The following is a 25,063-nucleotide window of genomic DNA, read 5'->3' as shown; positions in this document are numbered from 1 at the left end:
CCTTGTAGGCGTCATCCGACAAGCGTTTCATTGAACGGACGACTTCCTGTCGGTTTTTGACGGGGTAGGATGATGTCTTCCGCGCGGATGTCCGCGCTCCCGCCCACCGAACCGCCGCACGTCACGTCTCGTCTGCCCTCCCCTGCGCCCGCCGCTCGGCCCCGGCGATGACCTATCGACCTGCGGCACGATAGCGACGGAGTGCCATGCAACCCCTAGCGTCTTCCCCGCCCGCGACACGCGACACGACACCGGCCGACACTTGCCACGTCGATGTCACCACGGTCGCCTTCTTTTTCGACCTCGACGGCACGTTGGCCCCGCTCGCACCGCGTCCCGACGCGGTCAGACTGCCGCTCGACACGGCCAATGTTCTCGCCAGCCTGTTCCACCGCGCGTGCGGCGCCATCGCCGTCGTCTCGGGGCGCGCCATCGACGATATCGACGGCCTGCTCGCCCCGTTACGCGTGCCCGCCGCCGGCCTGCACGGGGCGGAAATCCGCCATGCCGACGGCGAACGCGTTCGCGCCGAGGGCTATGCCGTCGACGCGGAGCGAATTGCGTCGATGATCGCGCCGCTGCACGCGCTCGTCGCCCAGCACCCCGGCCTATTATTGGAGAACAAGGGCAGCGCGCTGGCGCTGCACTACCGTGGGGCCCCTGAACTGGCAAGCGTGGCGCGCGATACCATGCGCGCCCTGGCCGAACTGCATGCCGAGCGCTTCGTGCTGCAACCCGGCAAGCTGGTCTTCGAGCTGCGTGCGCGCCACGTCAGCAAGGGCCGCGCCATTACCACCTTGCTGCAAGAGGCGCCGTTCGCCGGTCGAACGCCGCTCTTCGCGGGCGACGACCTGACCGACGAGGCCGGGTTTGCCGAGGTGAATGCGCTGGGCGGCATCACGATCAAGATCGGCGACGGCGAGACGTGTGCCCGCCACCGTCTGCCGTCGCCCGAGGCCCTCACGGCCTGGCTGCTGACATTGCCCCCCGCCAGCCCGCCCCCACCCTCAAAGGAGAACGGAGCATGAGTCGCTTGGTCATCGTATCGAATCGGGTCGCCCCCATCACCGAGGGCAAACCGACCGCAGGCGGACTGGCGATCGGTGTGTACGAAGCACTCAAGGATACCGGCGGCATGTGGTTCGGCTGGAATGGGGAAATCGACGCCGAGCCGGCCACGGTGCCCGAGATCGCCCACCGCAACAACGTCACGTTCGCGACCGTGCCGCTCACGCGCCGCGACTACAACACCTACTATCGTGGCTTTTCGAACGCGACCCTGTGGCCGACCTTCCATTACCGCGACGACCTCACGCGCTACCAGCGCGACGACTACAACGGCTACCGCCACGTCAACGCGCGCTTTGCCGCGCTGCTCGCACCGCTGCTTGAGCCCGACGACCTGATCTGGGTGCACGACTACCACCTGTTGCCGTTCGCGCAGGCGTGTCGCCAGATCGGCGTACAGCAGCGACTCGGCTTCTTTCTGCACATTCCGTTCCCCTCGCCACAGGTCCTCATGACCGTGCCGCCGCACGAAGCGCTGGTGCGCGCGATGTGCGAGTACGACCTCGTCGGCTTCCAGACCGAAACCGACCGCACGGCGTTTACCGACTATCTGGTACGCCACGCCGGTGCGACCCTGCACGACGACGGCACCGTCACGGCCTTTGGTCGCACGCTGCGCACGGGCGTCTACCCGATCGGCGTGTATCCCGACGAGATTGCGCAGCAGGCGACCGCGCGCGCGACGGTCAAGCACATCCTCGATCTGAAACAGGGGCTGCAGGACCGCAAGCTCATCATGAGCGTGGATCGCCTCGATTATTCGAAGGGGATGCTCGAACGATTTCGCGCGTTCGAGCGCCTGCTCGAACTGTGGCCGAACCAGCAAGGAACCGTGAGTTTCGTTCAGGTCGCACCGCCCAGCCGCTCGGACGTGGCGGGCTATGGGGAAATTCGCCAACAGTTGGAAACCGAGGCGGGGCATATCAACGGGCGCTTCTCGGATCTGGCCTGGACGCCGCTTCGCTATATCAACAAACGCTACGCTCACGAAGTCCTGATGTCGTTCTTCCGGGCGTCGCAGGTGGGTTACGTCACGCCGCTGCGCGACGGCATGAATCTCGTGGCGAAGGAATACGTGGCGTCGCAGGATCCGGCGGATCCCGGCGTGCTGGTGCTGTCATGCTTCGCGGGCGCCGCTCAGGAACTGGACGGCGCGCTGATCGTGAATCCCTATGACATCGACGGCATGGCCGAAGCGTTGCGCACGGCGCTGAACATGTCACTTTCGGAGCGCCAGACGCGCCACGCCAGCATGATGGCGACGCTGCGCGAGCACAATCTGTCGACGTGGCGCAACCGGTTCATCGCCGATCTGCGACCGCCGACGACCGCCGCTAAACCAGCCTTGCTGCGTACGCAACCGGCCGCGGCCTCAGTCGACGGGTGAACGTCGCCAGAGGGCGCGGCGAGCCGCACGACGCGCCGCCATGATCTGCCACGATAAGGTCGCGACGGGCGGACGGTCTTACTTGCCCGCCGGACGCGACTGCTGCACCTGTGCCAAACGTTTTTGCAGGCCGTCCGCGATTTCCTTCTGGTGGGTTTGCTTGGCAAAGTCGATGGCCGTCATGCCGATCTGGTTCTTGAGACGGACATCCGCGCCCCCATCGAGCAGCACCTTGCACGTGGTGATGTGCCCCCCGCGAGCGGCCATCATGAGCGGCGTGGTGCCGTTGGGCGACTCGGCATCGACGTAAGCCGACGCGTCCAGCAGGATCTGCACGATGTCATCGTGCCCGTTGGTCGCGGCGTAATGCAGCGGCGCCCAACCCTTCTTGTTGACTTCGGCATCCTTGTCGATGAGCAGCTTGACCATCGGCGTGAGGCCTTGCAGCGAGGCGATCATCATCGCGTTCTCGCCTGCCGCGTTGGTCGCATCGAGATCCGTGCGCTTATCGTCGATGAGCAGGCGCGCCACGTCCACCGACTTTTCGCGCATCGCGATCACCAGCAGCGGGTTGCCCTTTTCGTCCGTCGAATTCGGGTCGACCCCCGCCTTGAGCGCTTGGGCGATGGATTTTGTGTCGTTGAAGACGACCGCCTTGACCAGAGCGCTATTGGAAGTGGCCGCCGTGGCGCATGCCGTCAGACAAAGCACGCTGAGCAACATCCAGGCTCGGATCATCGAAAATTTGCGCATTGGGAGCTCCTGTCGGTAGTCCGGTGAATAACGGAAAGGCAGTTCGGTCGATTAGGGGTACGGGTCTTACGGTTCAGGGCTTTGCCGTGGCAAACAGGCGGAAGAAATTCTCCGTCGTGACATCGGCGATCTTCTGCAGCGGCTCGCCGCGCAGATCGGCGATAAATTCGGCCACATGCCGCACGTAGCCCGGCTGATTGAGCTTGCCGCGATAGGGCACGGGCGCGAGGTACGGCGAATCGGTCTCGATCAGCATGCGCTCGAGCGGCACGCGCCGCGCCACGTCCTGCAAATCGCGGGCGCTCTTGAACGTGACGATGCCGGAGAACGAGATATAGAAGTTCTGATCGAGCGCGCCTTGTGCGACCTCCCAGCTCTCGGTGAAGCAGTGCATCACCCCGGCGGGCTCGCCCGCCTGCTCTTCGCGCATGAGGCGCAGCGTATCCTCGGCGGCCGCGCGCGTGTGAATGATGAGCGGCTTGCCGGTGAGGCGCGCGGCACGAATATGCGTGCGAAAGCGCTCGCGCTGCCACGCCATGTCCTCGATGCTGCGACCTTCGAGCCGGTAGTAGTCGAGCCCGGTTTCACCGATGGCCACGACTTTCGGGTGGGCGGCCAGACGCACGAGGTCGTCGACGCTCGGCTCGGGCGTGTCTTCGTAATCGGGATGGACACCGACCGAGGCATACACGTTGTCGTGCTGTGCTGCGATGTCCAGCACCTGCGGCAGCGTCGGCAGGTCGACCGAGACACACAGGGCGTGGCTCACCTTGTTCTCACGCATGCGCGCGAGCAAGTCGGGCATCTGCTCGGCCAGTTCCGGGAAATTGATATGACAATGCGAATCGATGAACATGATGTGCGATCGGTGTCCGGTGCCCTGCGTCAACGCGACGCCGGCCCACCGAACAACTGTTGGTATTGCAGGAAAAGGGCCTCGAGCAGCACGCGGGTATTGAGCGGGTGATTTTGCACCTGACGCTGCTGCGCCAGCTCACGCAGGAAGCCGAGCAGGTGCACGTCGTCCGTCGCGTCGCCGCAACGGCGCAACGCCTGGGCATGACTCGGGAAGAAGCGTACGGTGCCCGTCATGCGCTGCGCGAGCACATCGAAGCACCAGCGTTGCAGCGTCTCCAGAATGCCCGGCAAATTGCCCTTGTGCAGTTGTTCCGCACAGGCAAAGCCGTCGATCGCGGCGCCCTGCGCGAGCTGGCCGATCAGCCAGTCGCGCCAGGCGCGCTCGTCCGGCTCGGCGAGTGCGCGGGCGGCAAGCGGCGCCCCGCCGGTCTCGGCCAGTACCGCGGCGGCGGTGGCGGCGTCGAGTCCCGCGTCGCCCATCAACCATTGCGTTGCCTGCGCGTGATCGGGCCGGGTCAACACCATGCGGCGGCAACGCGACAGAATCGTCGGCAGCAGACGGTCCGGCTGCGTCGTCACCAGCAGGAACACCACGCCCTCGGGCGGCTCTTCGAGCGTTTTGAGCAGGGCATTCGCCGCATGCACGTTGAGCGCCTCCGCCGGATAGAGCAGCACCACGCGTCGCCCCTGACGGTGCGAACCCAGGCTCGCGAAGTCGATCACTTCGCGGACCTGCTCGATCTTGATTTCCTTGCTCGGTGTCTTGGTTTTCTTGTCGCCCTCGGCGTCGGCACGGGCGTCGGCACCAGGCAGGCTATCGGCCAATATTTCAGGACAGACGGCACGAAAATCTGGGTGATTGCCGCTGGAGAACCACTGGCACGCACCACACGTGCCGCATGGCAGGTGGTCGGCGCGCGGCGATTCGCACAGCAGGGCCTGCGCGAACGTGCGGGCGAGCGCCAGCTCGCCAATGCCGGGCACCGCCTGCAACAGCAGCGCGTGCGGCATCTGGGCGCGCAGGTCGTTCAGGCGTGTCCAGTCCTGTGACTGCCAGGGATACAGCATATGGGCTCCTTGGCCGATAAATGCGTCGGGCGAGACAGCGAAATTACGCCATGGCGAATTCGCGAAATACCGACGCTGCGAGTCGGTCGAACAAGCGGATTATCGCGCGTCAGCGCGGCCCGTGCCCGGGCACGCCCAGACGGGCGAATACGCCCGCGAGTTGTCCGGCAATGGCCTCGATGCTTTGCGCGGCGTCAATCACGACGAATCGCTCCGGCGCGGCCTTGGCACGACGCAGGTACTCATCTCGCACCCGTGTGAAAAACGCCGCCGATTCGCGCTCGAACTTGTCCGGCGCCCGGGCGCCCGCCAGCCGCGCGGCGGCAATCGCCGGATCGAGATCGAACAGAATCGTCAGATCGGGTTGACGCGTGCCCTGCACCCATTGTTCGAGGATCGCCAGCTTGTCGCGTGACAGCCCCCGCCCGCCGCCCTGGTAGGCAAACGTCGCATCGGTGAAGCGATCGGAGACGACCCAGTCGCCGCGCGCGAGCGCCGGTTCGATCACCTTCGCCAGATGCTCGCGACGTCCGGCGAACATCAGCAGCGCCTCGGTTTCGAGATCCATCGGCTCATCGAGCACGAGCTTGCGCAACGCCTCGCCCAAGGGGGTGCCCCCCGGCTCGCGCGTGGCGACGACGCTGCGCCCCACACTGGCGAGGCCCTGACGCAGCGTGTCGACAAAGGCGTTGACGTGCGTGCTCTTGCCGGCGCCGTCGATGCCTTCGAACGTGACGAACCTGCCCGGCACAGTGGCCGTGGCCTCGGGGGAATGCGTCATTGCTCACCTCGCTGAAATTTGTCCACGGCGCGATTGTGCTCCTGGAGGTTCGCCGAGAAATGGCTCGTGCCGTCGCCGCGCGCCACGAAGTACAGCGCGTCGGTCAACGCGGGATTCAACGCTGCCGCAAGCGACGCCATGCCCGGTAGCGCGATCGGCGTCGGCGGCAGGCCGGCGCGGGTGTAGGTGTTGTAGGGCGTGTCCGTCTGCAAGTCGCGCTTGCGCAGGCGCCCCGTATACAGATCCCCCATGCCGTAGATCACCGTGGGATCGGTCTGCAGCAACATACGCTTGCGCAGCCGATTGACGAACACGGCCGCGACCTGGCCGCGCTCCACCGCCTGCCCGGTTTCCTTCTCGATGAGCGACGCCATGATAAGCGCCTCGTACGGTGTCGTGTAGGGCAACCCCGGCGCACGCGCGGCCCACGCTTCGTCCAGGCGCTTCTGCATCAGGCGATAGGCCCGCTTGTAGATATCGACGTCGCTCGTGCCTTTTGGAAACAGGTAGGTGTCGGGAAAGAACATGCCCTCGGCTTCCGCACGATCGGCGCCCACGAGCTGCATGAGATCCGCGTCGGGAAGCCCGGCCGTGTCGTGCCGCAACGCCGGGTTCGCGTCCAGTTCGGCACGCATCTTCTTGAAGGTCCAGCCTTCGATGATGGTCACGACATACTGGTTGACGTCACCACGCGCGAGCTTTTCCATCACCTCGAATGGCGTGATGCCGGTCGCAAACTCGTAGTTGCCCGACTTGAGCTTGGTCCCCACGTCCATGACGCGAGCCAGCAGATTGAACAACAGCGGTTGTACCGGCACGCCGCCGGTACGCAATTGCGTCGCCACGCTGCGCACCGAGCTGTAGGGTTTGATCGTGACGTCGAGCGTTGGCTTGCCCAACTGCAAGGGGGCTTGCGCCCAATAATAGAATGCGCCGCCCGCCGCGAGCGCAGCGACAATCAACAGTACGAACAGGCGTTTGATGAAAGACATGAATTGCAGGGTAAGCCATCCAGCGACGGCAGCGGGTTCGGGGGACTCGGTCAGACAGCGTGGCGCCGACGGCGTCGAGCGGCGCGTTTTGCGCGTCGAACCGAGCTCGCACGTTCTGGCGGAAGACCCAATATAATACTTTGACTTGCCGAACCCTCACAGATTGACAGCCACCTTCGTTTATGACCTCCCAATGGCGTGATCTCCTGCCGCAAGCGGCAGACGTGAATTCCCCCGATATTTTGTCCAACGCGAGCGCACGCGCCGCCCAGTTCGACGCCTTGCAAACCGGCAGCTTCGTCGCGCTGGCGAGCGACACCGGCCTGATCGCCCTGAGCGGCGCCGATGCCGCGAGCTTTCTGCACGGCCAACTGACCAACGACGTCGAGCGCCTGGCGCCCGCACAGGCGCGGCTGGCCGGCTACTGCTCGGCAAAGGGGCGCCTGCTCGCCACCTTCCTGATGTGGCGCGATGCGTCCGCCGACGCCACGATCTATCTGGCGTGCGACGCCACGGTGCAGGCTGCCGTACAGAAACGACTGTCGATGTTCGTCCTGCGGGCCAAGGTCAAGCTGACCGACGGTGCTGCCACGCACGTGTTGCTGCAGGTCGGTGGCCCGGCGGCGGAGGCCGTCCTCGCGAACACGTTCGCCGCACTGCCCACCGAATCGCTGGCCGTTGCCCACGCAACCCTCGGCGACGACGCGACCCACCTGATCCGACTGCCGGCGGCCGGCACGGCACGCTCGCTCTCGCGCTTCCTCTGGAGCGTGCCGGTGGCGCGTGTCGCCGAGGTCTGGGCCTCGCTGACGCAAGCCCCCGGGGTGGTCGCCGTTGCCCCAGCCCTCGCGGCATGGCTCGATGTGCATAGCGGCGTGGCGCGCGTCACGAGCGCGACGCAGGAGCAGTTCGTTCCGCAGATGGTGAACTGGGAGGTCGTGGGTGGCGTGAACTTCCGCAAGGGCTGCTATCCGGGCCAAGAGGTTGTCGCGCGCAGCCAGTATCGCGGCACCATCAAACGGCGTCTGCATCTGGCGCACGTCGATGCCACGCAACCCGCACCGGGCCAGGAACTCGTCGAGACAAGCGATCCGGACCAGCCATGCGGCATGGTCGTGCACGCGGCACCGGCACCGAACGGCGGCTACGACGCGCTCGTTGAAGTGAAGCTCACCGCGCGCGAAGCCGACGATGTGCGCCTTGGCGCCGCCGATGGCCCCGCGCTGACCTTCGCCGAATTGCCGTACGACATCGTGGACCCGACGGAGTCGCCCGCGTCGTCTGCGGCGGCGTCCTGACCCGGCCGCCGCGGCGCCCGAGAATGGACTGTTACGTCTACTACCGCGTTTCATCGCACAACGCCGGCGCGGCTCGTCTGGCCGTCGCGCAACTTTTCGCGCTGACGGCAGCGCGCTTCGGCGTCACGGGGCGCCTGCAATGGCGCGCCGACGCCTCCGCCCACGACACCGCCGCCGGCACCACAACGTGGATGGAGCGCTACGACGGCGTCAGCGACGCGTTCGTCGCGGCGCTGACGCCGTTGGCCGCCGAGGCCGGCTTGACGATGCGCATCGACGGCGAGCGTCACGCCGAGTGCTTTGTCGACGCCGAGCCACCATGTGCCTGATCGTCTTCTCCTGGCAGCCCGAGGCCGCCACGCCGCTGGTCCTGCTCGCCAATCGCGATGAGTTCTTCGAGCGTCCCGCCGAACCGTTGCACTGGTGGCGCGATCGCCCGGACGTCCTTGCCGGCCGAGATCTACGCGGCGGTGGAACGTGGATGGGCGTCAATCGTGCGGGACGCTTCAGCGCACTGACGAATTTTCGCGACGGGCGCGCCCCAATGGCGCCGAAAGACTCGCCATCGCGTGGCCTGCTCGTCTCGGCCATGCTCGATGCAACTTCGTTCGACGACGATCTGGTGCGCATTGAACGGCACGCGCACGAGTACACAGGATTCAATCTTCTCGCGGGAGACTTGCCGGCGGGCAAGCTGTTCTGGTTGGGAAATCGCGCCCACCACGTCGGCGGCACGGCACCGGCCGCCTTCGCCATTCCACTCGCTCAGGCCATCGCGCCCGGCGTCCACGGTCTGTCCAACGCCGTGCTCGACACGCCCTGGCCCAAGCTGGTCAGCCGTCGCGAGGCTTTCGCCCATGCACTGACACACCATGCCGACGACGCCAGCCTGCTGCGGATCATGCGCGACGCCAGCGAAGCGCCCGACAGCGCGTTGCCGGAGACGGGCGTCTCACGCGCGTGGGAACGCTCGCTATCGGCGGCATTCATTGCGTCGCCCGCGTACGGGACCCGATGCACCACCCTGCTTCGCTACCATCGTGACGGCACCGTCGACATGACGGAAGTCACCGTAACGCCAGGTCAGTCGCCCACGGTCTTGTCCGGCCGTCGCGATTTCACCTTCACCGCCCAGGCCACACTCGCTCGATAGTGCGACCCCTTCACGCTTGTCGCCTCAAGGGGATGCGCCCCGCCGTTTCTGGATGACGCCCGAGACGTTCGCCCAAAACTGTCATTAGGCATTTCCTGATTTCCTGCGGAAACGCCACAAATTTCGCCTGACAGATATTTCGGTGTCTTACATTTGGCTATAATTGCTCGCCAACCATTTTTGGGGGGCTATGGAAGGGCGACCCGATTCATTATCGAATCTCCCGCCATATCCGGCCGTATCGAGCGACGGCCGTGACAACGCATTTAGCGAAACAGCGCGTGGCTCAGCAAAGCGGCAATCGCTTTTTTTCACTCAAACGCCATGCCAGACAACATCGACCCGCGAACGATGCGTCGCACAGCCCTATGGAGTTCGGAAGCCGTTCCCGCTGGGGAATCGACGCCGCTACCCACGGTGCCCGCGCACTCGGCGACGGCTGGATCGTCCCGCACCGTTGCCCACTGGGCATTGCCTGTGCGCCGGTGGGCCTATCGTCAACGTGACGCAGCGTCGGCCCGCAAGCCGGAGGTCGGCGACATCGATCCCATGTTGCGCCGGCGTCTGAGCCCGCTCGCCCGACTGGCGTTGTCGGCCGCCACGGCGTGCGGTCCGCTGCCGCCCAAGTGCCGGGTCGTGTACGCCTCTCAGCACGGCGAGATCCAGCGCACCACGCAAATGCTTGACGCGCTGGTTCGCGGCGAGCCGCCCTCGCCAACCGCGTTCAGCTTGTCGGTCCTCAATGCAACCCCCGGCGTGCTCAGCATTGCGCGCGACGACCGCTCGGCCATCAATGCCATCGCCGCGCTCGACGATACGCTTGGCTACGCATTGCTCGACGCATGGACGCAACATCGGGAGGCCCCCGACGCGCCGCTGCTGGTGATTTACGCCTTCGAAGCGCCGCCGGCCTGCTTTGGCCCGACGTCGCGCCAGATCGACGACAGCGCGAGCGCTCTGGCGCTACTGATCGAATCCGGTGCCACCGCGCGCCTGACCTGCACGATGCATCTGCCGACCGCTCGCGAGGCGCACGCGGAGCGCCGCGCGCAATGTCAGAGTCTGGTCACGTCGCTGCTGGAGGGCGGCAGCGACCTCTGGCGCGGCGAACGCCACGATTGGCAGTGGGAATGGCACGAGGACGCACGGCATGCCAATGTCTGATTCTTGTACACAACTACGGTGGGAGCTCCTGCGGCGGCGCACGGCGTCGCTGTGGCTATGGTCGTGCTTCGCCGTCGGCGGTCTCCTCTTTTCGCTGATCGTATTCCCCGCACTCCTTTTGCTTCCGATGTCCACGCGCCGCCGCCGCCGCTGCGCCATGGCTATCGTGCATCACGGCTTCGCCGCGCTCGTCGCGGCTTCGCGTGCCCTGGGCGTCATCCGCTTCGACATCCAGAATGCCGAGAAACTGCGGCACCTGGGCCGCGCCATCGTGATCGCCAATCACCCGTCGTACATGGACGTCATGGTGTTGCTCTCACTCATGCCGCGCGCCTGCTGCATCGTCACCAGTCGGCACTGGCGCAACCCGCTGTTCGCCGGCATCGTACGCGCGGCCGGCTATCTCCGTAACGACGGCGGACCCTCGCTCGTCGGTGCCAGCGAAGCGGCGCTGGCCGACGAGGTGCCCCTCATCGTGTTTCCCGAAGGCACACGCAGCCCGTCGCGAGGCCAGCTCGGCAAGTTCTCCCGGGGTTTCGCGCACATCGCGCTGGCACATGACTGCCCGATCCTGCCCGTGCTGATCGACTGTGATCCGCCTGCCTATACGAAACAACACCGGTGGCACTCACTCCCCCCCTCCACGCCGACCCTGCGCGTTCGTGTGCTGGAAGACGACTTGAGCGAGCACGTGGCCGCCGCGCCGGTTCGCTTCGCGCCCGCCAACGAGGACGTGCTTGCCCCATTGGCGGCGAGACGCCTGACGGCGCTCGCCGAACATTTTTTCATCGATCAGATTTCTCAACATGGCTTCACTAGAACTTGAAATCAAGCAATTGATCGTCCAGTCCCTTGAACTGGAAGACATTGCGGTGGACGACATCGCCGACGACATTCCCTTGTTCGGCGATGGCCTCGGCCTGGACTCCATCGATGCGCTCGAGTTGGGCATCGCCCTGCGCAAGCGCTTCGGCCTGCAAATCGAAGCGGGCGACGACGCCGCGCGCGCCCAGTTCCGCAGTGTTGCCACCCTCGCCCAGTTGCTGCGCGAGCGCGGCTGCACCCAGTAAGGAAACCGAATGATGAGTTCATTGACGTTGCCCTTGTCCGACGAAGACATCCTTTCCCGTTTGCGCACCATCCTGCACGACACCTTCGAGATCGAACCCGAACGGGTGACCTTGCAGGCGCACCTGTTCGAGGAGCTTGACCTCGACAGCATCGATGCCGTAGACCTTGCCATCCAACTGCAGCGCCTGACGGGCAAACGCATCAAGCCCGACGAGTTCAAGAGCGTGCGCACCGTCGACGACGTTGTGGCGGCCGTGCGTACGTTGCTCAACGACTGATCGTCCGGCATGCCCCGACTTCACGCCGACGCGCCAGCGTCATTGCCGCGCACCCCACAAGCCCGAGTCCGCTGGCCATCTGTCGTCGCGGCACTCGCCTACCCGGTGCTGATCCTCGCCGGAATCTCGCTGGTTCCGCCGCGCTATCTGGCACTGCTGCTCCTTGCCGGCCTCGGCCTGCGATACCGGCACAACTTGCGCGCCCATCGGCTGCTTATGCCCGTCGAATGGGCGGTGGCCGGTGGATTGGCCGCGCTCGCGTTCGCGACAGCGCTGAGCAACAGCGAGCTGTTGCTGCGGTGTTATCCGGTCGCTGTCAATCTCGGGATGGGGCTCACGTTTGCGATGTCGCTCCGCGCCCCCATGTCGATGGTCGAGCGCATCGCGCGGTTGCATCAGCCCGACCTGCCGGTGGACGCGACGCCCTACCTGCGCAACGTCACTCGCGTGTGGATCGTATTTTTCATCTTCAACGGCGCCGTCGCGCTCGCCACGGCGCTTTGGGCGTCGCGGGAGATCTGGTCGCTCTATAACGGCGGAATCGCATACGTACTGATCGGCCTGCTGTTTGCGGCGGAATGGTGGTGGCGTCGGCGCATGTTGGCGCGAAAAGCGTCCGCTTGCGCGGCAGGCACGTCGCCGCCGGAGGGCGCGGCATGAGCGTTCCCGCCTCGATCGAATCGTCCGCCCCGTCAGCATCGCCTGCCTCACACGAGCGTTCCGCAGGACTGGCGCCCTGCGCGTGCACGCCGCTAGCCGAACTGCTGCGCGCGCCTCGCGCGCCGTCGCTCGTCGTATGCGTGGACGGCCGATCCGCCGCAGACGACGTGCATGGGCTCGGCACGTTTGGCTCGCTCACCACGCGCGCCTGGCGCGAACGCGTCGGGGCGTTGCACGCTGTCTTTGCGGCACGCCCTGCCCTGCGACTGGCGATGTGTCTGGACGATCCGTACGACATGAGCTGCGCCCTTTTCGCCGCGTGGGCCGCGGGGCGAACCCCGGTCGTGTTACCCAACGCACTGACCCAGACACGCCGCGACTTCGCCTTCGCCTTCGACGAGGCCATCGATGCGGCCACGTTGGCTTCCTGTGCGGATCGTCGTGATGACATGAACGTCGTGCCAGGGATCGCGCACACGGCGCTCGCCGCAGCGCTGCCCGCCTCGAGCGAATTGATTGTCTACACCTCGGGAAGTACCGGCGAGCCGAAAGCCATCACGAAGACGCTCGCGCAACTCGATGACGAAGTGCAGATGCTGCACCGGCATTGGGGTGCGCAATTGCAAGCGGCGCTCGTCGTCGCGAGCGTGCCGTGCCATCACATCTACGGGCTGTGGTTTCGCATGCTCTGGCCGTTGGCCGCTGGCGTGCCGTTTGCTCGGCACACCTTCGCGGAGCCCTCGCAAACGCAGCAGTGGCGCACGTGGCCTGCCGTCGTCTGGATCGCTGGCCCCGCGCAGCTGACGCGTTGGCCCGCATGGCTGGGCGACGACGTTTGGCGCGATGCGCCCCGCCTCACCTTCTCGTCGGGCGGTCCACTGCCCAAGGACGCGGCGCTGCAATGCGCCCACCTCGTGCGAACCGCTCGGCCTTCGTTGCCGGCAGACGTGGCGCACGCCCCGGTCGAAGTGTTCGGCAGTACGGAAACAGGCGGCATCGCGTGGCGTCAGCAGGATCGCACGTCCGACTGGACCCCGCTCGACGACACACGCGTGCGATTGACCGACGAGGGTGCACTGGCAATCTGCTCGCCGCGTGTCAACCACGGGCGCTGGTGGCCGACCGACGACGGCGCCGTCGTGCATCCCGACGGGTCGTTCGCCTTGACGGGGCGCCTCGATCGCACCGTCAAGATCGAGGGCAAGCGGCTCTCATTGCCCGGCGTTGAAGCGGCGCTGCTGCGCCACGAATGGATCGACGATGCCGCCGCGGCCGTGGTCGCGGGACGCCTCGCCGTCGCCGTCGTCCTCAGCCCTGCCGGCCGGTGCGCTTGGCGAGAGCGCTCGCTCAAGACCGTGCGTGAGACGCTGCGTCACGCGTTGGCCGCGACCTTCGATGCGACGATGCTCCCGAAGCGCTGGCGTTTCCTGATGACATTGCCCGTCAATGAACGCGGCAAGCGCACGGCCGCCGACATTGCGGCACTTTTCACACCGGCGTCCCCGTGGCTGCCCTCGGTGCTGGGCGTTCGGTGGAACGATGCCGACGACCCTGCCCCCGCAACCGCACTCGACGGTTCGCTCGTGATGTCCCTGCGCGTGCCGCCCGAGCTGGCGCACTTCAACGGTCACTTTCCAGGACTGCCGCTGCTGCCCGGCGTGGTGCTGATCGACTGGGCAACGCGGTTTGCCGCAGCGCATGCGTCGCAAGACGCCGCACGTCATGGCTGGGCGGTCGCGCCAACGTCGTTACATCAAGTCAAATTCTCCGCGCCCGTATTGCCGGGAACACGCTTCGACCTCACGCTGACGTTCGATACCTCACGCCGTCGCGTGCACTACGCCTACGAAGGTGCCCGCGGACCTGCCGCGACCGGATATCTCGTCTACGCCGCGCCGCCCGCGCTTGCCGGAGAGGCGCAACGATGACGACAACACTCGGTCCCAGCCTGTCGCCATGCCCTTTCCTGCCGTGCGTGCTGATCCCGGTGTACAACCACCCGGCGCAAATCGCACGCATCGTCGACACGCTGCTCGCGCAAGGCCTTCCGGTGCTGCTGGTCGATGACGGGAGCGACGCCCCGACGCGCGACTTGCTCGTGGCCATTCAGGCCAACCACCCGCAGACCGTGACGCTGGAACGGCTACCGCGCAACGTCGGCAAAGGCGGCGCCGTCTCCCACGGATTGCGCCGCGCCCACGCGCTCGGATTTACGCACGCCCTGCAAGTCGATGCCGACGGTCAGCACGATCTGTGCGACGTCTCCGCCTTTCTCGAAGACGCCCGCCAGCACCCGAGCGCCGTGATCTGCGGCACGCCACGCTACGACGCGTCCGTGCCCAAGGGGCGTTTGTATGGCCGCTACATCACGCACTTCTGGGTGTGGATCGAGACATTGTCGTTCGACATCGCCGATTCGATGTGCGGCTTCCGGGTCTATCCGCTTTCGGCCACCACCGCGCTGCTGGCGCGCCACCGGCCACCATCGCGCATGGCCTTCGACACCGACATTCTGGTGCGTCTGTACTGGCGCGGCGTGCCGATCCAGAGCCGGCGCACACGCGTCGTCTATCCGGAGAACGGGGTTTCGCACTTCCAGATGTTGCGCGACAACGTCGGCATTTCCTGGATGCACACGCGGCTCGTATGCGCCATGATCCCGCGCGCGCCGGGACTGCTGTGGCGGAAGTGCCGCCGCAAGCCGAGTGCACATGCCCAGGCGGTGGCAGCCATGCCGGCCGCCGCAACATCCTCCGCGACATCCTCCGCAACGCCCACCGTCGACGACGGCCTGGCGTGGTGGCGGCGCCCCGAGCGCGGCAGCTTGCTGGGCATGCGCCTGTTGGCACTGGCTTGCCGGTGCTTCGGTCTGCGCACGGCGCGCGTCTGCCTGATTCCCGTGGCGGCCTATTTCGCGCTGAAGGACACACAAGCGTGCGCGGCCTCGCGCGATTATCAGCAGCGGCTCCGGAACGCAGCCCCCGAACTCGGGCTGCCGGCGCCCACGCGATGGCACACGTTCCGGCATCTTCTGGCGTTTGCCAACGCGGCACTGGATAAATTCGCCGCCTGGCGCGGACTCCTCGGCGAGCGCCATGTCCAGATCGACGACCGTGCCACGCTCGACGCGGCGGCCAGCGATGCGCGCGGCGCCCTCGTCATCGGCTCGCACCTCGGCAACCTGGAGATGACCCGCGCACTCGCCCGTTCGCGCGGCATCGACCGCATCCATGCCGTGGTCTACACCCGTCACGCCCAGCGATTCCGCTCGATGCTCGCCGGGTCGAACGACGCGTTTGCCGAGAACCTGATCGAGGTCGACGACATCGGCCCCGCCACGGCCATCATGCTGCGTGAGCGCATCGACCGGGGCGACTGGCTTGTCATCGTCGGAGACCGCGTGCCTTCCACCGAGGGTGGTCGGGTCGTGCCGGCCCCGTTCCTCGGCGCATCGGCGCCGTTCGCGCAAGGGCCGTTCATTCTCGCCGCCTTGCTCGAGTGCCCGGTGTATCTGCTTTTCTGCCTGCGCGACAAAGCGTCTTACCGACTCTATTTCGAACCGTTCGCCGATGCCGTGGCGTTGCCGCGCGCCCAACGCGAGGTCGCCCTGCGCACCTACGCCGAGCGCTATGCGCGTCGGCTCGAGCACTACTGCCGTCAGTACCCGATGCAGTGGTTCAACTTTTTCGATTTCTGGCGAGGCAAGTCGCCACAATCATGATGCAACTACCGACTTCACTGAGCGACGCCGATGCGCGCGCCGGCACATCCCCGCGCCATGGGCTTCACGATGCGCCCCCTGACGCCGACGCGCGCCGCGCGACAGCGCCGGCCGTCGTGTTCGGCCAGGCCCGTCTGACGATCGAAGACATTCTCGCGCTGGCCCGACGCACCCGCAGCGCGCGTCTGTCCACCAACCCCGTGTGGCAAGACCGCATACGCCGCGGCGTGAGCGCGCTGCACGCGCACCTTGCGGCCGGTCGTCCCGTCTACGGCGTCACGACCGGTTACGGCGATGCCTGTGTCGTCGACGTGCCCATGTCGCTCATCGAAGCATTGCCCGCACAACTGACGCGCTACCATGGGTGCGGCATGGGCGAATGGCTCGACGACCCGGCCGTGCGCGCCGTGCTCGCGTGCCGGCTGGCGTCGCTCGCCCAGGGGTACTCGGCCGTGCGCCCGGAACTCCTCGAGGCACTCGTCCACCTGCTCGCCCACGACGTGCTGCCGCGCATTCCGTCCGAAGGCTCAGTCGGCGCGAGCGGCGACCTCACGCCGCTGTCGTACGTCGCGGCTACGCTCATCGGCGAGCGCGACGTGACGTATCGCGGCCGCCTCTGCGCAGCGTCGGCGGCCCTGGCCGCCACGGGGGGCGCGCCGATCACGCTGGCCCCGAAGGAAGGCCTCGCGCTCATGAACGGCACGGCCGTCATGACCGCGCTGGCGAGTCTCGCCTTCGCACGCAGTCGCACGCTGGCGCGTCTGGCCGCCCGGCTCACAGCGTTGACGACCGTAGCGCTCGACGGCCGCGCCGCGCACTTCCATCCGACGCTGTTCGACGCCAAGCCGCACGACGGTCAGCGCGACGCCGCCCGATGGATTCGCGACGACTTGTCCGGACGCACGGAACCGCCCGAGGCGCGCCTCCAGGATCGCTATTCGTTGCGATGCGCTCCGCACGTCATCGGCGTGCTCGTCGACGCGCTGAGCTGGGTCCGGCGCGACGTCGAAAACGAGATCAACAGTGCCAACGACAACCCGCTCATCGATCCCGACACCGGCGAAGTCCATCACGGCGGCAACTTCTACGGCGGGCACATCGCCTTCGCCATGGACAGCCTGAAGACGGCGGTCGCCAACCTCGCCGACCTGATGGATCGCCAACTCGCCCTGCTGGTGGACGACAAGTTCAACAACGGCCTGCCCCGCAATCTCAGCGGCGCGACGGGCCCTCGCGCACCAATCAACCATGGTTTCAAGGCGGTGCAGATCGGCGCATCGGCGTGGGCGGCGGAAGCGCTCAAGCACACCATGCCGGCCAGCGTATTCTCACGCTCGACCGAATCGCACAATCAGGACAAGGTCAGCATGGGAACGATCGCCGCACGCGATTGCCTTCGCGTGCTGACGCTCACCGAACAGGTCGGCGCCGCTCACACGCTCGCGGTGGCGCAGGCCGTCAAGTTACGCTTGCGGCACTCGCCGGACGCCGCGCCGCTGCCCGCCGCACTGCGGGCGTGGCTCGAAACGGTCACCGCCCAATCGCCGTTCGTCGACGAAGATCGCGCGCTTGAACATGAATTGCGCGCCGTGCGTGCCTGGCTTGCCGATGGAGGCGATCTGCCTAATGACGACTGAGACGACCGGTCGCCGACCGGAAAAGGCCCCCTGGCTCAGCGCTTTCGCCGACGTCGAGATTCCGTTCCATGACGTCGATGTCATGGAAGTCGCCTGGCACGGCCACTACGTCAAGTATTTCGAGATCGCACGCTGCGCGCTGCTGCGCCGCTTCGACTACGACTATCCACAGATGCAGGCGTCCGGCTATCTCTGGCCCATCGTCGAGTGCCATCTCAAGTACGTTCGCTCCGCGCGCTACGGGCAGCGGGTGCGTGTCACGGCATCACTGACCGAGTATGAGAATCGGCTTCGCATCGCCTACGAGATTCACGACATCGCTACCGAAACGCGCATGACCAAGGGATATACCGTCCAGGTCGCGGTGGACGCGCGCAACGGCGAACTGCAATTCGTGAGTCCCCCCGTCGTACTGAGCAAGTTGGAGGCCGTATGGGCCGCCATCTGATGCCGCGTGCTACGAGCGTGCTTGCCCTCGCCCTACTGGTCGGCGTCGGGCTGTCGTCGGCACCCGCCGTCGCGACCGAAACCGAGACCGCCCCCGTTGCGGCATCAGCGGCGGCCGATTCGGCGTTGCTCCAGCGAATCCTCGCGCAGGTCAGTGCGCATCCCGTGGTGCACGCCGATTTCGTCCAGACGCGAACCTCGGCCTTGCTGACGGCGCCTGCGCTCACGCGCGGCACGCTGGTTTTCGCGCGCGAGCGCGGCGTGATCTGGCAAGTGCGTTCGCCGCAGCCGCAAGGGTATGTCTACGGCCGGCAACGCAGCGCGCGCATCGATGCCGACGGCAAGCTGCTGTCGCTCGACGGGCAGCCGTCGGCCATCTCGCAGCAGATCAACGAATGGGCCAATGCATTCATGCAGGGCGACACCAGCGGACTCGCCTCCCAATTCGGCATTTCCGTCACGGGCACCCTGCGTCGCTGGCAGGTGGTGCTCACGCCCGCACAACCACAGATCGCTCAAGCGATGCGGCGTCTCACGCTCAGCGGCGACACGACCGTGCGCACCGTGACGCTGGAGACCCGGCGCGGTGAGACCGTCCAGTGGCAGTTCGACAAGGTGCGCACCGGCGACACGCTCGACGTGCAAGCGCAACGCCTGCTGCGAATGGTCGAATGACGCCACGCACTCGGGCATTGCGCCGCACACTCACCTTCGCCCTCGTCGCGGGCCTCGTGCTGCTGGGTATCTGGCTGCTAGCGGTGCGCCATCTGCCGCTGCAGACCAATGTGCTCGCGCTGTTGCCCACGACCGAGCGCGATCCCGTCGCGGAGCAAGCCGTGGACCATCTGGCGGGCAGCGTCAGCGACCGTGTCGTGGTCCTGATCGGCGCGCCCGACGCCCACGCGGCCCGCGCCGCCGCTGCGCGTTTCGACGCGCTGGCCCGTGCGAGCGGCGCTTTCGCGAGCGTGCAGGGTCGGGTGCCGCCGTTCGACCCGGCCTTCCTCTCGAATTTCTATCGGCCGCATCGCTTCCAACTCCTCTCGCCAGCGGATCGCGGCGACCTGGAGGCGCAGCTTCGCCGACATGCGTCTGGCGACGCGAGCTTGCCGCCGCTATCGCTGGCCCATTCCCCCTTCGGCCTGACCGACGCGGCCGATGACCCCTTTGGCTGGCTCGACCGCTGGCTCACGCGGCTGCCGTTCGGCCAGCTTCGGATGTTGCCCGACGACGGTTGGCTGAGCGCGCGCCAAGCGGGGAAGACATGGGTGCTCGTGTTGCTGCAAACGCAAGGCCCGGCCTTCGACAGCGCGGTGCAGCAGCGAATCACTCAATTCTTCGACACGGCACAAGCGCGGATCGTAGACCTCTCGCCCGGCGTGGAAGTGCTGCGCAGCGGCGCGGTCTTCCATGCGGCAGGGGCACGATCGCAGGCGGAAACGGAGTTGCATCGCATCGGCATCGTTGCAACGCTCGGTATTGCGCTGCTCACGCTCTGGGCGTTCCGTTCGGGCCGCCTGCTCGCCATGGGGCTCGCGACCATCGCCTTCGGCACGCTGTGCGCTGCGCTCGCCACGCTGCTGATCTTCGGTGAGCTGCACTTGCTGACGCTCGTCTTCGGCGCGGCCCTGATCGGCGAAACCGTCGACTATGCCATTCAGTATTTCGTCGGCGTTGGCGGTCTGACGCGCGAGGCAGCCCAGCGCACCCTGCCGATGCTGCGTCCGGCATTGCGCATCGCCCTCGCGACCAGCGTGCTGGGCTACGCGATTCTCGGCACTGTGCCGTTCCCTGCGTTGCGTCAGATCGCCGTGTTTGCGCTGGCGGGCCTGCTCTCGTCCTATGTGTTCGTCGTTTGGGCCTTGCCCGCCTTTCTGCCGCGCGAGGTGCCTGCGCTGCGCGCGCCGGTCGTCGCCCTTGCCCAACGCTGGCTGGCGATCTGGCGCGGCGCGCTTGCCGGGCGGCGCGGCACGGCGGTGGGGGGGCTGATCCTGCTGGCATGCGTGCCGGGCTGGTGGCGGCTGGGCGTCGACGACGACGTTCGCCGGCTCATTGCCCGCGATCCCGCACTGGTCGCGCAAGAGCAGGCGATCTCGCGCATCACCGGTATCGACGGAGCCACGCAGTTCTGGCTGGTACAAGCCGACAGCGAAGAAGCGCTGCTCCGGCGCGAGGAACAACTCGGCGCGCGCCTCGACGACGCGGCGGCCCGCCGCGATGCCCCCTTCGACGGATGGACCGGCGTCTCCCAGTTCGTGCCGTCCATGCAACGTCAACTCGACAATCGGGCGCTGTTGGGCGCGGCTCGCTTCGACGCGCCCGACGCGTTGGTCGACGCCATGACGCGGGCCGGGTTCCGCCCGGCATTCGCACGGCAATACGCCGATGCCTACGCCGTCGAGGGCGACACGCCGCCGCTTCGGGTCGACCAATGGCTCGCGTGGCCCGGTTCGACGCCGCTACGCATGCTCTGGATGGGCCGGGTAAGCACGTCGGCGGGAGCGGCGTCCGCCCCGGCGAAGGCCGGTCATTTCGCCAGCCTCGTGCGCCCCCACGGCCTGCGCGACAGCGCCGCAGCCGGGCGCGTGGCGGTCGACTTGCCCGGCGTGACCTACGTCGACAAGGCCGCATCCATCTCGGCGCTTTTTGCCCGGTATCGCGTCGCAAGCGGAATTTGGTTCGCCGCCGCCCTCATCGTGGTGACTGGACTGCTCACGCGTCGCTACGGGTGGCGCGGCGCCATCGCCACCATCACTCCGACATTGCTCGCCACCGCGGCAGTGTTCGCGGCGTTCGGCTATCTCGACCTGCCGCTGACATTGTTCGCGCAGATGGGCTTGATGCTGGTCCTGGGCGTCGGCGTGAATTACGCGATCTTTCTGCGTGAGGGCGAACTACGTGCCGGCGGCGACCCGCGCATGGCCGCGATTGCGGTCGCCGGCACGCTGATGTCGGCCGCGACGACCCTGCTGTCGTTCGGCCTGCTCGCCTTCAGCGCCATGCCGAGCCTGCATGCCTTCGGCCTGACCTTGACGATCGGCATCGCATTTGCGTTGTGGCTCGCCCCCTATAGCCTGCGCTACCCGGAACTGCGCTCATGAAGTCTCCTGTCTATCTCCACGCTCTTGGCATGATCAATGCGCTGGGTCACGACCTGCCGGGCATCGCCGCGCGACTGTTCGCCGGCGATACGTCCGGTATGCGGGTTCGTGACGAGGTGCCCGCGCCGCTTACGTCCCCCGCCCCCGTGGTGGGCGCCGTGCGCGTGACCACTGACGCGCTGCCTTCGCTTCCCGCCCGGCTACAGCGGTACGACTGTCGCAACAACCGGTTTCTGGTCGCCGCAGCGCAACCGTTGCACCCCACCCTCGCACGCCATATCGCACGCCATGGGGCAACGCGCATCGGGGTCGTGATCGGTACGAGCACGTCGGGTATCGCCGAAGGCGAAGCCGCGCTGCGCACGCTCGCGGACCGGGGCGCGTTACCGGCGGCGTATCACTACGTCCAGCAAGCCCTCGGGGCACCGGCGCAGTTCGTTGCCGAGTTGCTCGGCGTGCACGGCCCCGCCTACACAATCTCGACCGCGTGCACGTCGAGCGCAAAGGCATTCGGTGCGGCGCGTCGCCTCATCGACAGCGGGATCTGCGATGCCGTAGTGACCGGCGGTGCGGACACGCTATGCGATCTGACCCTCGGCGGCTTCGGCGCGCTCGAGTCGCTCTCGCAGGGGCTCGCGCGCCCGATGAGCCGCCAGCGCGACGGCATCAACATCGGGGAAGGCGCGATGCTCTGCCTGATGTCGCGAGCGCCCGGCGACATCGTCGTGTCCGGCATTGGCGAATCGAGCGATGCTTATCACATCTCGGCCCCCGCGCCGGACGGCCGTGGCGCCATCGACGCCATGCGGGCCGCCTTGCACGACGCCTGCCTGGCGCCCTCGCAGATCGACTATGTTCATCTGCATGCGACCGGCACGCCGAAGAACGACGCGATGGAAAGCCTTGCCACACATGCCTGCTTGGGTGCCACCGCGTGGGCAAGCGGCACCAAACCCATGACCGGACATCTGCTCGGCGCCGCGGGCGCGACCGGCATCGGATTGTGCTGGCTCACGCTTTCAGGCGATGGCCGCCTCCCGCCGCACGTCTGGGATGGAGACGCCGCCCCCGAGCTCAGCGCCTTGCGGCTCGTCACCCCCGGCACCACGCTCGGTCGCGCCCCTCGCCACGTCATGACGAACGCCTATGCATTTGGCGGGAACAACGTCAGCGTCATCCTCTCGCGCGCGGAGGCCCTGTGATGCCCGCCGCTTCTGTCTGGCCGCCGATCGAGACGCTGCTGCCGCACCGGCCGCCGATGCTGCTCATCGATAACGTTTGCGAGCACGACGCCGAGTCGATCTGCGTGCAGGCAACGCCCGATGCTCACGCCTGGTATGCGGATGCGCACGGCAACATGCCCGTTCACATCGTCATCGAACTCATGGCGCAGGCGATTGCCGCGCACGAAGCGCTCACCCGTCGTATCGAAGGCCTGCCCCCCGCGCCGGGCGTGCTGCTCGGCACACGCCGCCTCGAAGCGCGTGTGGCCTCGCTGCGCGCCGGCGTGCCGGTTCTCGTGCGTGCCACATGCGTGCTACGCGACGACAACGGCAACGGTGCCTACGACTGCTGCGTGCAGGCCGACGACGAGACAGTGGTCGATGCCACGATCAAGGTGCATCAGCCAACCGATTTCTCTGCCTTCTTGATGGAGCCCCAATCATGACCCGACGCGTTCTCGTCACCGGCAGCAGCCGGGGCATCGGACGGGCCATCGCCCTGCGCCTCGCGCAGGACGGCTTTGCCGTCACCGTTCATTGCCGTGAGCAGATCGCTCCAGGCGAAGCCACCGTCGCGCAGATTCGCGAAGCGGGCGGCACAGCCACACTCGTGTCGTTCGATGTCCGTCATCGCGATACCTGCCGACAAGTGCTCGACGCCGACGTTGCCGAACACGGCGCGTACTACGGCATTGTCTGCGGCGCAGGCGTCACGCGCGACAACGCGTTCCCCGCGCTGTCCGACGACGATTGGGACAGTGTCATCGACACCAGCCTCGACGGCTTCTTCAATGTCGTCCATCCCCTCACGATGCCCATGGTGCGACTGCGCGCCGGCGGTCGCATCGTCACGGTGGCGTCCGTCTCCGGGGTGATGGGCAATCGCGGCCAGGTGAACTACAGCGCCGCGAAGGCCGGTCTGATCGGCGCCACGAAAGCCTTGTCGGTCGAATTGGCGTCGCGCCGAATTACCGTCAACTGCGTGGCGCCGGGGCTGGTCGACACCGGCATGCTCGAGGGCGTGGCGCTCGACGAAGCGCTGCGCATGGTGCCCATGCAACGCGTCGGCCGCCCTGACGAGGTGGCGCATGTGGTGTCGTTCCTGATGTCGGACGGGGCCAGCTACGTGACTCGCCAAGTCATCGGCGTGAATGGAGGGATCGTCTGATGACACGCGTCGTAGTGACTGGATATGGCGGAGTGACAGCGCTTGGCAGCCGCTGGGAAGACATTGAGCGGGCGCTGCGCACCGGGCAGAACGCCGTGCGCCGCATGCCGGAGTGGGACTACTTCGAAATGCTCAACGGGCGCCTCGCCTGCCCGGTGGAAGACTTCGCTGCGCCGCCGCACTGGCCGCGCAAGCAATTGCGTTCCATGGGACGGGTTGCCCAACTCGCGCTTCGGGCCACGGAACATGCCCTCACCCACGCAGCGCTAGATGTCGCCGCGCGCGACCCCGGCGATATCGGTGTGGCGTACGGGTCGTCATCGGGCAGCATCGCGCCGATTCAAGCCTTTGGCGTCATGGTCGACACGGGATCGATGGCCGGCGTGACGTCGACGAGCTACATCCAGATGATGCCGCACACGACGGCTGTCAACATCGGCGTGCACTTCGGACTCCAAGGCCGCATCATCCCGACGTCGAGCGCCTGCACGTCGGGCAGCCAGGCCATCGGATACGCATATGAAGCCATTCGCTTCGGCCGCGCGAAAGTCATGCTCGCTGGCGGTGCCGAAGAATTGTCCGGCCCCGGTAGCGCCGTCTTCGATACGCTGTACGCGACGAGCACGCGCAATGACGAACCGAAGCTCACGCCGCGCCCGTTCGATGCGGCGCGCGATGGCCTCGTGGTCGGCGAAGGCGCGGCCACGCTGGTGCTCGAATCGCTCGAACATGCGCGAGCGCGAGGGGCCACGATTCTCGCGGAAATCGTCGGCTTCGGCTGCAACACCGACGGCAATCACGTCACGCAACCGACCGCGGCCACGATGGCACGCGCCATGCGGCTCGCGCTCGACGATGCGGGTCTCGCCCCGCAGGCCATCGACTACATCAGCGCACACGGCACGGCCACGGACCGCGGCGATGTTGCCGAGAGCGAAGCCACCGGCAGCCTCTTCGGCACGCACGTGCCGATCAGCGCCATGAAGAGCTATCTGGGCCATACCCTCGGTGCGTGCGGCGCCATCGAAGCATGGTGGGCCATTGAGATGATGCGTCGCGACTGGTTTGCCGGCACGCTCAATCTCGACACACCGGATCCGGCCTGTGCGCCGCTCGATCACATCGCGGGCGCTCAGGGCCGCGATCTGGAAACGCAGCGAATCATGAGCAACAACTTTGCGTTCGGCGGCATCAACACGTCGCTGATCTTTCATCGATTTGCGGGTTGACGGGCGTTG

General features: G+C 66.7%; 25 protein-coding genes. 20 read left to right on the top strand and 5 right to left on the bottom strand.

Annotated features, from left to right (window positions below; genetic code table 11):
• Nucleotides 1-206 precede the first annotated feature (206 nt).
• Both otsB and otsA read left to right on the top strand, forming a co-directional pair.
• Nucleotides 207-1,028: a trehalose-phosphatase gene (otsB, locus tag PanNE5_RS17700; RefSeq protein ID WP_150562957.1), complete on the top strand. Its 822-nt coding sequence runs from the start codon at nt 207-209 to the stop codon at nt 1,026-1,028.
• On the top strand, nt 1,025-2,455 hold the full coding sequence (gene otsA, locus PanNE5_RS17695) for an alpha,alpha-trehalose-phosphate synthase (UDP-forming) (protein WP_261938494.1): 1,431 nt from the start codon (nt 1,025-1,027) through the stop codon (nt 2,453-2,455). The genes otsB and otsA overlap by 4 nt, the downstream gene beginning before the upstream one ends.
• A gap of 78 nt (nt 2,456-2,533) precedes the next feature.
• Here the strand turns inward: otsA and PanNE5_RS17690 are convergent, their stop codons facing one another.
• From PanNE5_RS17690 to mltG, 5 genes are all read right to left on the bottom strand, one after another.
• Entirely contained in the window at nt 2,534-3,208 is a 675-nt protein-coding gene (locus PanNE5_RS17690) for an ankyrin repeat domain-containing protein (RefSeq protein WP_017234548.1), read from the bottom strand.
• A 73-nt stretch (nt 3,209-3,281) separates the two neighbouring features.
• Nucleotides 3,282-4,064, bottom strand: a complete 783-nt coding sequence (locus tag PanNE5_RS17685) for a TatD family hydrolase (RefSeq protein ID WP_261938493.1) — start codon at nt 4,062-4,064, stop codon at nt 3,282-3,284.
• A gap of 29 nt (nt 4,065-4,093) precedes the next feature.
• A complete protein-coding gene (gene holB / locus PanNE5_RS17680) occupies nt 4,094-5,134 on the bottom strand; it encodes a DNA polymerase III subunit delta' (RefSeq protein WP_017234546.1) in 1,041 nt (346 codons plus the stop codon).
• Nucleotides 5,135-5,243: 109 nt separating this feature from the next.
• Nucleotides 5,244-5,915, bottom strand: a complete 672-nt coding sequence (gene tmk / locus PanNE5_RS17675; RefSeq protein ID WP_150562955.1) for a dTMP kinase — start codon at nt 5,913-5,915, stop codon at nt 5,244-5,246.
• Nucleotides 5,912-6,907, bottom strand: a complete 996-nt coding sequence (gene mltG / locus PanNE5_RS17670) for an endolytic transglycosylase MltG (RefSeq protein WP_150562954.1) — start codon at nt 6,905-6,907, stop codon at nt 5,912-5,914. The genes tmk and mltG overlap by 4 nt, the downstream gene beginning before the upstream one ends.
• 182 nt (nt 6,908-7,089) lie before the next feature.
• On the opposite strand from mltG, the gene PanNE5_RS17665 reads away from it, so the two are divergent.
• From PanNE5_RS17665 to PanNE5_RS17580, 18 genes are all read left to right on the top strand, one after another.
• Nucleotides 7,090-8,205 (top strand): YgfZ/GcvT domain-containing protein, encoded by a 1,116-nt coding sequence (locus tag PanNE5_RS17665; RefSeq protein ID WP_017234543.1) that lies wholly within the window; start codon nt 7,090-7,092, stop codon nt 8,203-8,205.
• Nucleotides 8,206-8,228: 23 nt separating this feature from the next.
• Nucleotides 8,229-8,534 (top strand): DUF4936 family protein, encoded by a 306-nt coding sequence (locus tag PanNE5_RS17660; protein ID WP_017234542.1) that lies wholly within the window; start codon nt 8,229-8,231, stop codon nt 8,532-8,534.
• Complete coding sequence (locus tag PanNE5_RS17655) at nt 8,525-9,358, top strand: NRDE family protein (protein WP_261938492.1); 834 nt, start codon at nt 8,525-8,527, stop codon at nt 9,356-9,358. Before PanNE5_RS17660 ends, PanNE5_RS17655 begins: the two co-directional genes overlap by 10 nt.
• Nucleotides 9,359-9,709: 351 nt before the next feature.
• Nucleotides 9,710-10,522, top strand: a complete 813-nt coding sequence (locus PanNE5_RS17650; RefSeq protein WP_261938491.1) for a beta-ketoacyl synthase chain length factor — start codon at nt 9,710-9,712, stop codon at nt 10,520-10,522.
• Between the two features lie 157 nt (nt 10,523-10,679).
• Complete coding sequence (locus tag PanNE5_RS17645; RefSeq protein WP_017234539.1) at nt 10,680-11,348, top strand: lysophospholipid acyltransferase family protein; 669 nt, start codon at nt 10,680-10,682, stop codon at nt 11,346-11,348.
• Entirely contained in the window at nt 11,329-11,592 is a 264-nt protein-coding gene (locus PanNE5_RS17640) for a phosphopantetheine-binding protein (RefSeq protein WP_026132056.1), read from the top strand. The genes PanNE5_RS17645 and PanNE5_RS17640 overlap by 20 nt, the downstream gene beginning before the upstream one ends.
• A 33-nt stretch (nt 11,593-11,625) precedes the next feature.
• A complete protein-coding gene (locus PanNE5_RS17635) occupies nt 11,626-11,871 on the top strand; it encodes an acyl carrier protein (protein WP_026132055.1) in 246 nt (81 codons plus the stop codon).
• A gap of 105 nt (nt 11,872-11,976) precedes the next feature.
• Nucleotides 11,977-12,531: a hypothetical protein gene (locus PanNE5_RS17630; RefSeq protein ID WP_017234536.1), complete on the top strand. Its 555-nt coding sequence runs from the start codon at nt 11,977-11,979 to the stop codon at nt 12,529-12,531.
• On the top strand, nt 12,528-14,459 hold the full coding sequence (locus PanNE5_RS17625; protein ID WP_261938490.1) for an AMP-binding protein: 1,932 nt from the start codon (nt 12,528-12,530) through the stop codon (nt 14,457-14,459). Before PanNE5_RS17630 ends, PanNE5_RS17625 begins: the two co-directional genes overlap by 4 nt.
• On the top strand, nt 14,456-16,252 hold the full coding sequence (locus PanNE5_RS17620) for a glycosyltransferase family 2 protein (RefSeq protein ID WP_017234534.1): 1,797 nt from the start codon (nt 14,456-14,458) through the stop codon (nt 16,250-16,252). Before PanNE5_RS17625 ends, PanNE5_RS17620 begins: the two co-directional genes overlap by 4 nt.
• Nucleotides 16,249-17,889, top strand: a complete 1,641-nt coding sequence (hutH, locus tag PanNE5_RS17615) for a histidine ammonia-lyase (RefSeq protein WP_261938489.1) — start codon at nt 16,249-16,251, stop codon at nt 17,887-17,889. Before PanNE5_RS17620 ends, hutH begins: the two co-directional genes overlap by 4 nt.
• A complete protein-coding gene (locus tag PanNE5_RS17610; RefSeq protein ID WP_017234802.1) occupies nt 17,879-18,337 on the top strand; it encodes an acyl-CoA thioesterase in 459 nt (152 codons plus the stop codon). Before hutH ends, PanNE5_RS17610 begins: the two co-directional genes overlap by 11 nt.
• Nucleotides 18,322-19,011: a LolA family protein gene (locus PanNE5_RS17605; RefSeq protein WP_017234801.1), complete on the top strand. Its 690-nt coding sequence runs from the start codon at nt 18,322-18,324 to the stop codon at nt 19,009-19,011. Before PanNE5_RS17610 ends, PanNE5_RS17605 begins: the two co-directional genes overlap by 16 nt.
• Nucleotides 19,008-21,434 (top strand): MMPL family transporter, encoded by a 2,427-nt coding sequence (locus PanNE5_RS17600; RefSeq protein WP_261938488.1) that lies wholly within the window; start codon nt 19,008-19,010, stop codon nt 21,432-21,434. The genes PanNE5_RS17605 and PanNE5_RS17600 overlap by 4 nt, the downstream gene beginning before the upstream one ends.
• Entirely contained in the window at nt 21,431-22,636 is a 1,206-nt protein-coding gene (locus PanNE5_RS17595) for a beta-ketoacyl-ACP synthase (RefSeq protein WP_017234800.1), read from the top strand. The genes PanNE5_RS17600 and PanNE5_RS17595 overlap by 4 nt, the downstream gene beginning before the upstream one ends.
• Nucleotides 22,636-23,103 (top strand): beta-hydroxyacyl-ACP dehydratase, encoded by a 468-nt coding sequence (locus PanNE5_RS17590; protein WP_261938487.1) that lies wholly within the window; start codon nt 22,636-22,638, stop codon nt 23,101-23,103. The genes PanNE5_RS17595 and PanNE5_RS17590 overlap by 1 nt, the downstream gene beginning before the upstream one ends.
• A complete protein-coding gene (locus PanNE5_RS17585; RefSeq protein ID WP_261938486.1) occupies nt 23,100-23,825 on the top strand; it encodes a 3-ketoacyl-ACP reductase FabG2 in 726 nt (241 codons plus the stop codon). Before PanNE5_RS17590 ends, PanNE5_RS17585 begins: the two co-directional genes overlap by 4 nt.
• On the top strand, nt 23,825-25,054 hold the full coding sequence (locus tag PanNE5_RS17580; RefSeq protein WP_261938485.1) for a beta-ketoacyl-ACP synthase: 1,230 nt from the start codon (nt 23,825-23,827) through the stop codon (nt 25,052-25,054). Before PanNE5_RS17585 ends, PanNE5_RS17580 begins: the two co-directional genes overlap by 1 nt.
• Nucleotides 25,055-25,063: the final 9 nt, after the last annotated feature.

Source organism: Pandoraea sp. NE5, assembly GCF_024363545.1.
GTDB lineage: Bacteria > Pseudomonadota > Gammaproteobacteria > Burkholderiales > Burkholderiaceae > Pandoraea > Pandoraea cepalis.
The sequence above is the reverse complement of the archived record's forward strand: the minus strand, read 5'-3'. Positions and strand labels throughout refer to the sequence as shown.